Genomic DNA, 13312 nt, shown 5'->3' with positions numbered 1-13312 from the left:
GCAGTAAGGGCAGTAAGGGCAGTAAGGGCAGTAAGGGCAGTAAGGGCAGTAAGGGCAGTAAGGGCAGTAAGGGCAGTAAGGGCAGTAAGGGCAGTAAGGGCAGTGCCATGCCCCTACGGATGTTATATGTCTCCCCTCTCCCATATTTGGGAGAGGGGCTGGGGGTGAGGGAAAAGATTTAAGCCAAAATTGGGATGCTCCCTTAAAAATGGACTAAAGGAGGAAAAGAGCCAGCCTTTTTAAGCAAAGTCATATCATGTCCGCTTGATTACTTATACCAATTCTGTATGAAGATGCGCCATATATGAGGAACGAACCGCAAAGGTCGCAAAGGACACAAAGAAAGAAACAAATAAGAAGTCAATAAAATTTAGCGCAGCCTCACAAAGAAATGGTATTACTAAACCTAAAGAACCCCAAAGAGCCAAAGCTACGCTTTGTCTCCCCTCCCGAAAAGCGGGTTTGGGTTGTTTGTTTGGTGCAATGACTGTGCGAATAATAACTAATTACCCGGGCTTGATATCATTGCCTAGTGACTTCCAAGAAATAAATTACTCAAATAAACGAACCACAGAGACACAGAGAACACAGAGGAATAAAGAGGAGAGAGTTTTTTGGGTATTTATTTTATTTGGAAGTCCCCTATTGAAGCGGCTTCTCCTAAATAGCGATCGCCCCAAAAGACAAAAATTATTTATACTGCAATAGAGTTCAGTTAAGGCTTGATCGTCCCTAACCCTCCTTAAAGGGGAAGAGGGGGAGATTTAGGGAGGGGCGGACTCTTCAGAAGTGGTAGTTTGACTGTAAACGTCGCCCCTTGTCCTTTTCCTAGACTATTTGCGTGGATAGTACCGCCATGTAATTCTACTAAATTACGCACGATCGCTAATCCTAGTCCTAATCCGCCATAGGTTCTAGTGCTAGAACTATCAGCTTGACGAAACCGATCAAAAACGTAAAGAAGAAAATCAGGGCTGATACCAATACCTGTGTCAATTACCTGAATCTGGGCATATTTATCTGTTGTCTGTTGTTTTTCTTGGCCAGTGACTACAGACAATTGCACGTTTACCCTTCCTCCTGTGGGTGTGAATTTGATGGCATTGGATAGCAGATTCCAAATTATTTGCTGCAAGCGCTCGAAATCACCGGATACTAAGAATTGAGAATTTTCGCCCAACATGCTTTGGGATTGTGCTTCTCTTGATTCTAGATTTTCCTGATTGATTCCTAATTCCAAATCTGAATTTTGGGTTTCTTTTGAAGGAATAAGGGAAAATCTTAAATCGATTTCCTTAGATTGGGCGGCGAGGCTAATAGTCTCTAGGCTCGACTGAATCATTGGAACCAAATTACAAGTACAGACATTAAGGCGTAACTTGCCTCTCATCATCCGTGATATATCCAGCAGGTCTTCAATTAGCTGGGTTTGCGCTTTTGCATTGCGTTCAATTGTCTCCGTAGCCCTAGCCATTAACGTTTCATTAAGCTTGCTTCGTTGCAGTAATTGCGCCCAGCCAAGGATGGCATTGAGGGGCGATCGCAATTCGTGAGATAATATTCCCAGAAACTCATCCTTCATCCGGTTAGCCTCTTGCAACTGCTCAGTTTGTTGTTGCAAAGAAGCAATTAAAGTCGCTCGTTCCATTGCGATCGCTATTTGGTCGCATACTGCTTGCATCATCCCTTTTTGATTCTCGGTAAAGCTTAACCGAGTGCAACTGCCAAAAGAAAGAGTACCCAACAAGCGTCCTTGGGCGATTAATGGGTATGCATAATAAGCAGTAATCCCTAAAGAGCGAATCAATTCTGTTTGCGCGTCAGTGGATTGCTGCACATTCTCTACAGAATGGGGATGCCGTTTTTGCGCTACACCACCAGAAACTCCTTCACCAACTGCCAACCACTCAATTTCCTTTGCCATCTCCTGAGAAATACCACTATAAGACCCCAACCGCATTACTTGAGAGTTATTCTCAACCAAATAGTTCAAATAAACATCTATTCCAATTTGCTCTCTTAGTTTTTGGTAGACCCTATCAATTAGTAGTACTGGTTCTTGGCTTGATAGTAAATCGCTGGCTGTGTCAAATAGTAGATTTAGCCTTTTGTAACCTAACGAGAGGGCTTTTTCTACCTGTTTGAGGTTGCTAATTTCTTGGAACACCAAAATACAGGTAGCCGGATGACCGTGCATTGCTGGTAAGGTATCAGCAAATACTAGTAGAGAGCGGACACCACCGGGGGTGTGCCAGTCTACTTCCAATCCATTCAGACGTTCGCCAAGAGCAACCCGCACTCCTGGCATTTGCTGATTGGGGATGCGATCGCCAGCCGCATCTGTATAGTGGTAAACTGTGTGATAGTCTGCTGCTGCTACACCTTTGGGAAATTCGCCCCCAGCTAATTCGTTAGCAGAGCGATTGGCAAAAGTTACCCGCGCCGTTCCTGGTTCGATAAACAGCAAGGGTCTTGGCATCAGATTTAACACATTCTCTAGCCATTTTTGCTGATTTAAGAGTACTTCTTGTGCCTGTTTGCGCTCCGTAATATCTAAAAATGCACCAACGCTTCCTCTGGTTTTACTTTCTTCGTCAAATAAAGGTGCAACGTACTCCAACAAGTTGACGATTTTTCCATTTTCATGAACAACATCGAGTTCACAACCCAGAACTTCAACACCATGAGTTGCAGAGTATTGCATCGGGAGTTCTTCTGCTGAGAGTTCCTTTCCCTCGCGGTAGATTTTAAAGCTTGTCGGTTTTTCGCCCAAGGGAGGGTTGAGGGAGGCATTTGTATGTGAGGATATTCCTAACTGCTTGGCAAAAGCAGGGTTGACCTTGATATTTTGGCATTCTGGATCTTCGGCAATGCCAATTCCAATAGGAATTACCTCTAATAGAGTTTGTAATTCAGTAATGCGGCGCTGTAAATCTTTGTTTAGTTGTAGAATTTGTTCCTTAGCCTGCTTTTGCTCGCTGATGTTGCGAGTCACAGTTGCTAAGGCAATTGGCTCACCTGTGTTTTTGTCTGTAACAGTGAAGATATTGTAATCAACTGGTATCGGTTGACCTGTTTGGAGATGCCGAAAACAGAATTCTCCCTGCCAACGCCCAAGTTGTAGCACAGTCGGCAATATATATTGTTGAAAATAGGCTTTGTCTTTGGGCATGAAGTAATCTAATACTGCCTTTTGTCTGACTTCCTCAAGGCTGGAAAGACCTACCAGCTTTTGACCTGCATCATTTATGTAGAGTAATTGACCCTTAAGGGTGGCGATACCAATAAAGTCAGAGCTATTTTCTACCAGCGATACTAATTTTTGTTGTTCTGCTTCTGCTTGCTTGCGATCGCTTAAGTCGAGGATGAACGCTACTGACTCCTCGCGGTTTTCTCCTAGCAGCACGTAACCAACTAAAACCGGGATGCGGCTACCATCTTTGCGAATATATTCTTTCTCGTAAGGGGTACAAGCAGCGTTGGTATTTCCCTTTGCTTCGGCGACACCTCGCTCATCTAAGTATAAATACTCTGATGGTGTGATATTGCTCCAACTTAACCTACCTGCTAACAAATCCTCTTGCGTGTAACCAATCATCCTCAAAAATTCGTCGTTTGCCTGTAAAATACCCCCATAAACATCGCCAAGCAGAATGCCGATAACATTAGAATCTACAAAACTTCCTAGTTTAGCTTGGTAGGTTCTCAGTGCTGACTGGGCAAGATCGCGTTGATGGCTGAGGCGTTCAACAACACTGGCACTTTGCCAAATCAAAATAGTAAAAATTACAATCAAAACGATCGCAAATACCGATACTGCAAAAGCCGGATCGTATTTTTCTGCCCGTTGACCTTCAACAATTACCCACCCCAATATAGAAGGGACTGCGATCGCGGCAATTAATAAACGACGTGCAAGTAAGCCGCCGTAACTATCACTTGTAACTACCCTCATTAACCCCTCTTCTGACCGCGCCCACAGAATGCCTATAGTTAATAAGCTGAACAACAGCGCTGTATGTAAAGCCATTGATGTTGTATAAGGGGCAAAACCGTAGAGAACTTTCACTTTGTAGGCATAGCCCATGAGCGCCTGAAAGGAAATTAAAGTAGCGATCAGAGCGATAATCTGAGCATACCAATAACTGCGGTGGGTTTTTGGATGAATCAAAATCTGTAGGGCGACGCTAACGAGCATAAAATTCAGTGCTGTGTTCACGCCCATTCGCCCCGGATGCGATGTCACTATACTAGTTGACAAATCACCAAACAGTAGCTCGTCAATGTGGAGATTCCAGCCAAACAGATATTCACAAAGTGTAAGCGCAGCTATTGTAGTGACAGCTATTGCACAGACTTTAGAAATTACAAGGGTATGCGGGGAATTTTCAATTGTTCCTTCCCCGATGCTCCCCTCCTCCCTTGCTTTTAAAAATAGCCACAGCGACACACCACACAGTATAAAACACAGGGCTGTATTCACTTTCATCGTGGCAGGACTACCAAAGAAGCCATGCTTGAAAACTTCAATGCCAAGACACCAACCAACTAGTACCAAGCTGCCAACAAAAACAGCGATCGCACCTGCTACTTTTGCCACAAGTGTATTTGTAGGCATTTTAAATATATCTTGCCACCGCAAGCGGTTAATATTTAACATTTATTGTTCTCTAACCGCATCTATCTAGTGTAGGAAACTTACCTATTTCTTACGGTTTAACCATTTCTATCCTTTGTATTGTAAGTTAACCCTTGACTTGCTTTTCATCTACCTCTATACATATTTTTTCTGGCACAATATCGAGTAAAAAATAAAGGTGGTTTTTTGAGCCACCTTTGTGAGTATTTTAAAATTGCAGAGTCTGTTGCTTACCATCATCTTGGAAACGTTGCTCTCCAACCCCAACAAGTTCTACAATCACCTCACGCCGTGGAGGTGTCCATTCCCCAACTCTTGCTTTAATTTCAACTACTGTTTGATTAGAGTCAGTAAACACGCTGATATTTGTTAGCGAAAAGTTTTTATTTTGATACTCGTTTGTCTGTCCATCATCTTCAAATAGTTGATATTCGTTATTACCAGGCCAAATCCGTAATCGGATCTCATCGAGTGGCGCTTGATCGACGTATTGCCTGACAGGTTGCATAGGAACGATCGCACCGCTACGGACATAGAGTGGCATTCTTTCGAGTGGTGCATGAGCAAGAATGTGAATCGGGCCTTCGTAGCGATCGCCACTCCACCAATCATACCAAGTGCCAAGAGGTAAATAGACAGATCGATGCTCAACTCCAGGGCGGTAAATTGGTGCAGCCATCAGCGATGCACCTAGCAATACTTGATCGTAGAGGCTATAGGTTTTTGGATCGTTAGGGAAATGGTATAATAATGGTCTTAAAATCGGTGCGCCTGTTGTTACCGCTTCCCAAAAAAGAGTATAGATATAGGGAAGTAGTTGATAGCGTAGATTAATGTATTCTCGACAGATATTTTCAACGCGATCGCCAAATACCCAAGGTTCATGCCGAGCAGTAGACATTGCCGAGTGACCGCGCATTAATGGGTAAAGCATTCCTACCTGCATCCACCGAGCGAATAATTCAGCGGTAGCATTACCAGCAAACCCGCCAATATCGCAACCGACAAACCCCACACCCGAAAGTCCCATATTGCAAAGCATCGGCAGAGACATTTCTAAATGCTCCCACAACGATTGGTTATCCCCCATCCACACAGAAGACCAGCGTTGCACACCAGCATAACCCGATCGCGTCAACACAAACGATCGCTCTGAACTTCGATGCCGTTCCAACCCTTCATAGCAAGCTTTAGCCATCATCAGCCCATACAAGTTATGCACTTCCGTGTGAGTCACATCAATTTTAGATTTTAGATTTTGGATTTTGGATTGAAAGTTCTCCTCCTCTCCCCCTGCTTCCCCTGCTCGCTCATCTCCCCCCTGCGGTGCATCTAACGGAAACCAAATCTTTTCACCATCATCACCGAAAGGGCGATCGTTTATGGCAGGTTCATTCATATCATTCCAAATTCCTGCCACACCAACATCAGTTAAGCTTTTGTGTAAATCAGCCCACCAGTTAGCCACATCAGGACGCAAAAAATCAGGAAAGACAGCTTTATCAGGCCAAACGTAGCCGTGGAACAACTCGCCATCAGCTTTCCGCACAAAATAGTCGTTTTCTAAGCCTTCGTCAAAAACATGATAATTTGCTTCTGGTTCATACTTCACACCAGGGTCAATGATTGTTACTGTTTTAAAACCATCCTCTGCTAAATCACTAATAAGTTTTGCTGGATTGGGAAAGCGTTGAGGACTCCAAGTAAATACCCGATAACCCCGCATATAGTCAATATCCAAGTGAATAACATCACAGGGAATGCGACGCTGACGAAATTCTTGCGCCAGTTCCCGCACAACGGTTTCTGATTCGTAACTCCAGCGACATTGATGATAACCTAGCGCCCATTTCGGCGGTAATGGCATTCTCCCAGTTAACTGAGTGTAAGTCTCCAAGATTTGGGCAGGTTCGGGGCCATAGATAATGTAATAATCCAATTCACCGCCACGAGTTTCCATCTTCCAAGTACCTGGTTGTTCAGCACCGATATCGAACTGACTCCAAAAAGAGGTGTTGAAAAAGATGCCATAGCCTAACTCTGGGCGCAAAGCCATAAAAAATGGAATTGCTTGGTACATTTCATCAGTCAGTGCATCATAATCTAAGGTATCCGTTGTCCAGTTGGTTTTTACCTGGCTGAGTTTATCCAGAAAGCCTGTGCGTTCACCAAAACCATAGAAATGTTCATCGGCTGCAATTTTTTTCCATCCTGCAACTGCGCCCATCCGCCAACCTATACCCATCTCTGCATCTTGGGCAAACGGGCGATTATCTTTGTCAAAATATGCAATGCGGCACTTTTCTCGCTGGACGCACACACGAATCTGCGCTGTTTCAATTTCTACCGTTGCTTCATTTTCCCGCACCGTAAAAGGTATTATTGCCCATTCTGCGTCATCTGCCGCCACTGCCCAAGAACGGCGGGGCATAAATTCTCCAGTTGGTGCAAAACGCACGCGGATTAAATTGGCAGCAAGGACGCTGATGGTAAGGCGTGAGTCGCCACAGTCAAAATTAATAATATTATTGTCCCAGGTTACAGCTTTTACATTGCCGATGGTTGTCCAAGGTTGGTTAGTAGTGGGTAGTTTTCCGAAATATTGCGGCATATCAGTTATTCAGCAGGTAAATACTTGTCCGTATTCATAATTACAGAGATACTCAACCTCAAACTCTTTCTTTCGCTAGAGGTTGGGTGAAAGATTAGCAGATATTTTTTAACATAGAGTAGAGTGGTTTGGAACGCGTACTTCCCCAATACGTCCAACGCCTTTACCAGTTGAGTCTAATACTGGTTTACCCAGCAGTAATTTTAGATGAATTTCACGAGTTTTGATTATCGTCCCCCTGGAATTCGTGCGATCATGCGATCGCGCTAAAAATAAACTTGCACATTTGGGATGCTCGCTATTTTTAAAATTTATTCTATTAACACAAATTAGGATATTACTTTCATTTCTATATAGCGGTTCCCATTCAGATGCGGTACAACATTATATCGCCAGGTGTAGGGGCTTGTCTAAGACAAGCCCTACCGATGTACCTCACATAAACGAGAACCGCTATAAGACTATGATTTGATTTCGTGAAAAAACTCGCCCTCAACTCGAAAAGCGTGATTCCATATTCCCTACTCCCTACTCCCCACTCCCCACCTATCCCAGGGCTGTTTCATTCCCTAAATAGCTAGAAAAATCAAGGTTTCTAGCGATTAAAAATTGATTATTTTGTTACTAACGTGCCGATAAAATGAACAATTTTACTGTTGTTTAAGTGCTTAAAAGTTCATCTCATCGTCACCCTCACTTACAATTTTTCTCGCTAACCATCTTGACAAATCCTGTTTGAAATGGAATGAAACAGCCCTGCCACCTATCCCGCTTGCGCTGCGCTTCGCTTCGCGCACCATATAAGTAGGTAGGCAAGATAAAACCAAACTATGTAATGAAAAGTAAAATCTCTGTATTTGGCTCGCAGTTGCGCTGTCTTCGCTAAAGCGCAACTACGAGCTAGTGATGATTATTTGCGCCCACTTACTTAGATAATTTCAAAAATCAAATATGATTCCTATAGTAAATTATGACGGTTGCAAGGCCAAAAGTTTTACAAAAGACTTTAAATTATTTTCAATTTTAAAAATATTTGGTCATTAAACCACGTCTATCTTGAAACCTATAGTTCTTCCATGATAAAAAGGATTTGCTCTCATCCCCCAACCCCGAATCCCAAATCTGGGATTCGGGGAGCCAGAATTTCAAACTCCCTCTCAAGCATTTGGGAGAGGGGCTGGGGGTGAGGGTGAAAACTACGGTTCTCAACTTAGATAAGGTTTACATCCCCTATTAAGCATATTTTGATGTCTATCATGATGCAGATACTTTATTTACAATTAATAGTCTAGGCTTATACAATAACAAGCTGGAATACACATCTAAGCTTGGTTGTGGCAAGGTTGAAAGACACATAAAGGCACAATCATAGAAGGGAAAATCTCAAAATATTTTTCCTTCTAGTTTCCCCTTACTCTTACCTTCATAACCTCGCTTGGAATTCCTCAGAAACAGACCTGGGATTGCCCATGTCACGGTTCGCGGTTTGATACGCAGGGAAAGGTAATCAACTGCCCAGCGATTAATGGGCTGGCACTATTGGAAAACAAGTAAAAAGTGGAGACTATAGCTTTAGTCTGACTCGAAAAAACTGCTTAAATTTCCATATATTGAGATCAGTGATATCATGTCCGCATAGTCATAGTTATGCTAACCACAGTTCTTACACCCCATCCCTAACCCCTCCCCGCTTGCTCTTAGGGGAGACAAAGCACAGCTTTGGCTCTTTGGGGTTGTTCGGGTTTAATAAGCAATCAAGCGGAAATGATATGAGAGGTCAAATATTCATAAATATTTTATTGAGTGGGCAAACATCCCACTTTTTTATTGTCAATCTCGTAAATATACGGGAACATCTTCTTCTCAGTTATAGTCACCTTATGTCACCTTGAACAGTAAGCAGGTTCCCACTGTAACCGATCAAGCGTGGATGTAGCCCAACCCAGCCATCGCAAGCCTCTATGTCTAATTTAACTTACCCTAACTCTCGTACAAGCCACCATTCGCATCTAAAGATGCGTACACTTACTGTTATTCATTACCAGCTTCTCCGAAGATTGTCTTTATATATACAATAATTATAATTTTTTAGTCAAATTAACGCAGACTTAAAACATTTTTAAATCCCGACAATCGAAGTTTGCTCATGGAAAAATTTCGCCCTAATCGACCAAATATTAGCATAATTCTTTATATATCCACTAAAACTTCATGATAGCTATATCAAACGCCATATTAAAGATTTTTGCGACCAAAACCCTATATACTAAATTAGACTTTGATAAATTTTAGAGTTTTGTTAATTGCAACACCAAAAACTATTAATTTTTAGATGAAATACTAGCGTATCTTATAGTCTATAGTTTTTAAGGTTTAGTCAAAACTATATCCAGTATCATCAAAAAACTGCAAACTTCATGTGGTGCAAAAATCAATCGGGGAGTGAAAACATGAATTTACGTAGAGATGCATTGCAAATCCTCAAAGAAACTAGCCGAACTTTTTATATCCCAATTAGTCTTTTACCGCCAGGATTACAAGAAGCAGTAGCATCAGCATATTTGTGTATGCGTGCCATTGATGAAATAGAAGATCATCCTGAACTAGATAACGCTACTAAAGCAAAGCTGTTAAGAACGATTAGCCTGACATTACAGGCAGGGGTTGATGGCTTCGCGGTAGATGCTTTCATTGCAGGATTTAGTGGGTATGAGAATACCTTAGAAGAAGTCACAGTGAGGGTTAGAGAATGGTCGATACTAGCACCAGAGACCATTGCACCTCGAATTTGGGATGCTACTGCTGCAATGGCAGACCGGATGGCTTACTGGGCAGAAAGAAACTGGAAAATTTATACAGAATCTGATTTGGATCGTTATACCTTTGGGGTTGCAGGTGCAGTCGGATTGTTACTATCGGACTTATGGGGTTGGTATGATGGAACGCAAACGAACCGTACCCAAGCCATCGGGTTTGGCCGCAGTTTACAAGCAGTTAATATCCTGCGTAACCATACTGAAGATTTAGGGCGTGGGGTAGACTTTTTCCCAGAGGGTTGGAGTGCAGAAAATATGCAAGAGTATGCTCGGCGCAATCTAGCCCTGGCAGAAGCTTATACCAAAAACCTTCCTACAGGGCCTGCCTTAGACTTTTGCCAAATTCCCTTAACCTTGGCTAATGGCACTCTTGACGCCCTTGCTAATGGTAAAGAGAAACTCAGCCGCAGTGATGTTTTTGCACTTCTCGAACAACTGATTAGTGTAAACATGAAAGCCAGCTAATAGTCTCTTAACGACTAATGGAGATGATTCTAAATTGCCTCCAAACTTGAGCATCCAAAATTCTACAGCAATTTTCTGTAAGGGAGTCAGTGTGGTTTTATATCAGGTTTGGTTAAACACTTAATAATATCTGTTCTGTAGATTGGGGAGCCATTGCGAAGAAAGCGGTTTTCCGACGAGCCTTGCAAGTGGCCTTTGAGGAACGTAGACCTGAATGCGAACAGCATCTGTCTGCAACATGCTGTTCGCGTTCCTATAGAAGAGGCTTAAGGCAGGGTAACCCAACATTTTATCCTTGCTTATGTTGGGCTTATGTTGGGTTACACTGCCGTTCAACCCAACTTACATCTTACATTGATAGATTTTACTATAAGTTATCACCCGAACTTGATATTATCCTTTGCTGCTAGCCTTTCTTTTTGGCAGAACGGGAGATGCCCGAAGTAGGTGTAGGTTGATAGCGCAGCATTTTGGTATATGCTATAAAGTAATTTAAATACTTATTTAAGATTATAAGTATAATAATTTTCTTGTTTGACCACCAATTTACGTAATATTAGCTAAACTTTAGAAAATCTTCAAACCATTTCCAGCAAAAATTACCTGGCAAGAGTTGATTAATATCTAAATAATTGAAAGAGAGTATAACAACTCACCGTAATTATTCGTGCAGCGAGTTGACAGTGCATGAGCTACTGCTTAAATCCCACCTGTCCCAATCCAGAAAATTTGGTACATAGCCAAAGGTGCCGCTCTTGTGGCTCGCAACTACTGTTGCGCGATCGCTATCAAGCGATCAAACCATTAGGTCAGGGTGGCTTTGGAGCAACCTTCTTAGCCAACGATCAAGGCTTACCAGGAGAACCAAGCTGTGTAATCAAACAATTACGCCCATCAGGAAGCGCCCCACACGTTTTACAGATGGCCAGAGAACTCTTTGAACGAGAAGCCAAAACTTTAGGCAAGATTGGCAATCATCCCCAAGTACCAAGATTGTTAGACTATTTTGAAGATGATGAGCAATTCTACTTAGTTCAAGAATACGTCAGTGGTGATACTTTGCAGGAAGAGGTCAAACTTAACGGCATCTTAAGCGAAACTGGAGTCAAGCAATTTTTAAGCGAGATTCTGCCACTACTGCAATACATCCACGAGCAAAAGGTGATCCACCGTGATATTAAGCCAGCCAACTTAATTCGCCGCACTCAAGATGCCAGAATGGTACTGATAGACTTTGGGGCTGTCAAAAACCAAATCACCCAAGGTACGGTAAATCAATCAGGACAGACAGCATTAACTGCCTATGCCATTGGTACTCCTGGTTTTGCACCTCCAGAGCAAATGGCTATGCGTCCAGTCTACGCCAGTGATATCTATGCAGTGGGAGTGACATGCATTTATTTACTAACTAGCAAAACTCCTAAAGATTTAGATTACAATCCCAACACTGGCGAGATGATGTGGGAGCAACTTGTGCAAGTGAGTGACCACTTGAGCAATGTATTGCGAAAAATGTTAGAGGTGTCTGTACGTAATCGCTATCAGTCAGCGACAGAAGTTCTCAGAGCTTTGGAAATAGAACCATATTTAGAAAGTTTAGCCAAGGGTTTACTAATTAAATCAGACACTGGGTCTAAAGAGCGAATACCCAACCACCCGGAAAATTCTGCTGTTTTATGTAACAACTCTTCTGCTGCTGCTGCTCCTGCTAGTACAGGAGTGGCACAGGTAGCGGCAGCAATTCGCGCTAGACGAGCCAAGGCAGCAGCAGAAGCAGCTGGATTACAGCAGGCTTCTGGGATTGCCAAATCAGCGACTTTAACTAATAGCAACAGTAATAGTTCACAAGTTAAAACTTCTAAAGTTGAGCGTAAATTAGATACCCAAGGTTTATTAACTGCCTATCAGAAGGGAAGACGAGATTTTGCTCTACACAATTTAAATTTGCTGAATCTACAAGGTGCTGACTTATCCCAAACAAATTTCCATTCCACTCAATTGCAAAAAACCAATCTCCAGGGAGCTAATCTTCACAATAGTGACTTTAGCAGAGCCAGTCTCACTCGAGCAAATCTCAAGGATGCTAATTTGAGCAAAGCATACCTTAACCATGCTGATTTAGAAGGGGCAGACCTGCGAGGCGCAGACCTCAGCAATGCTTATCTCACTAATGCCAACCTCCGAGGAGCTAATCTGTGTGGTGCTAATCTCACCAGTGCCAAAATTTCTGATGAGCAGCTAGCACTAGCAAAAACAAATTGGATGACCATCCGCCCCAGTGGTAAACGAGGCTTGTTGTGAGTTAAAAGTTTAAATTTGAGAGTTACTCTTTGCTCTAGCTCCCAGACTAGTACCGCAAAGCGGAAGTCAAAAGTCAAAAGTATTATGAAATAAGCTTTTTAGGGGTTTGAATTCGTGGTTCGTTCGTTTACCCTTCAAACTTGGCTTGACAGACTACTACTTCCTTCTTTTTTAAGGAGGCTTAGGCAGGATCAAGTCTTAAACTCAACTGGATTGTTTTATAAAGTTCACAAGGGTTCTATTTTCTCATGAGCTTAGATAAATCAGCCCTTATTCTTATCGATAAAACTCAGATTTATTCAAAATTGACCAAATCAATAATAACAATCGTATTAATTTGTGAGAATTGCAATCCAACCCGCAGATCCCCGACTTCCTAAAAGTTGTTGAGGATCTTGTTGATCGCTAATAATTCAGGATTGTTATAAGTAGGTAGGCAAGATAAAACCAAACTATGTAACGAAAAGTAAAATCTCTGTA

5 protein-coding genes are annotated in these 13312 nt (G+C 42.4%); 3 read left to right on the top strand and 2 right to left on the bottom strand.

Annotation, left to right across the window (positions count from 1 at the left end; all coding sequences use genetic code 11):
* Positions 1–742: 742 nt before the first annotated feature.
* The gene (locus tag V7K73_RS15710; RefSeq protein WP_334881482.1) at positions 743–4660 is read right to left on the bottom strand and encodes a PAS domain S-box protein; all 3918 of its coding nucleotides are present in this window, start codon (positions 4658–4660) and stop codon (positions 743–745) included.
* Positions 4661–4847: 187 nt separating this feature from the next.
* Positions 4848–7250, bottom strand: coding sequence for a glycoside hydrolase family 31 protein (locus V7K73_RS15705; RefSeq protein WP_334881480.1), 2403 nt, complete (start codon positions 7248–7250; stop codon positions 4848–4850).
* Between the two features lie 1425 nt (positions 7251–8675).
* Here V7K73_RS15705 and V7K73_RS15700 point away from each other — a divergent pair.
* From V7K73_RS15700 to V7K73_RS15690, 3 genes are all read left to right on the top strand, one after another.
* The gene (locus V7K73_RS15700) at positions 8676–8804 is read left to right on the top strand and encodes a Rieske 2Fe-2S domain-containing protein (protein ID WP_334881492.1); all 129 of its coding nucleotides are present in this window, start codon (positions 8676–8678) and stop codon (positions 8802–8804) included.
* An 896-nt stretch (positions 8805–9700) separates the two neighbouring features.
* Positions 9701–10531 carry a phytoene/squalene synthase family protein gene (locus V7K73_RS15695; protein WP_334881478.1) on the top strand — a complete coding sequence of 277 codons (831 nt, stop codon included), beginning with the start codon at positions 9701–9703 and terminating at the stop codon, positions 10529–10531.
* Positions 10532–11218: 687 nt separating this feature from the next.
* A complete protein-coding gene (locus V7K73_RS15690; RefSeq protein ID WP_334881476.1) occupies positions 11219–12832 on the top strand; it encodes a serine/threonine-protein kinase in 1614 nt (537 codons plus the stop codon).
* Positions 12833–13312 lie beyond the last annotated feature (480 nt).

It is taken from the genome of Nostoc sp. (assembly GCF_036916975.1).
GTDB lineage: Bacteria > Cyanobacteriota > Cyanobacteriia > Cyanobacteriales > Nostocaceae > Nostoc.
Note: the sequence above shows the minus strand (reverse complement) of the source record. Positions and strands in the feature narration are given on the sequence as shown.

What these genes read in the sequence shown, in the direction of transcription:
- V7K73_RS15690 (WP_334881476.1), top strand. Translation starts at nt 11,219, where the DNA reads ATGAGCTACTGCTTAAATCCCACCTGTCCCAATCCAGAAAATTTGGTA.
- V7K73_RS15705 (WP_334881480.1), bottom strand. Translation starts at nt 7,250, where the DNA reads ATGCCGCAATATTTCGGAAAACTACCCACTACTAACCAACCTTGGACA.
- V7K73_RS15695 (WP_334881478.1), top strand. Translation starts at nt 9,701, where the DNA reads ATGAATTTACGTAGAGATGCATTGCAAATCCTCAAAGAAACTAGCCGA.
- V7K73_RS15710 (WP_334881482.1), bottom strand. Translation starts at nt 4,660, where the DNA reads ATGTTAAATATTAACCGCTTGCGGTGGCAAGATATATTTAAAATGCCT.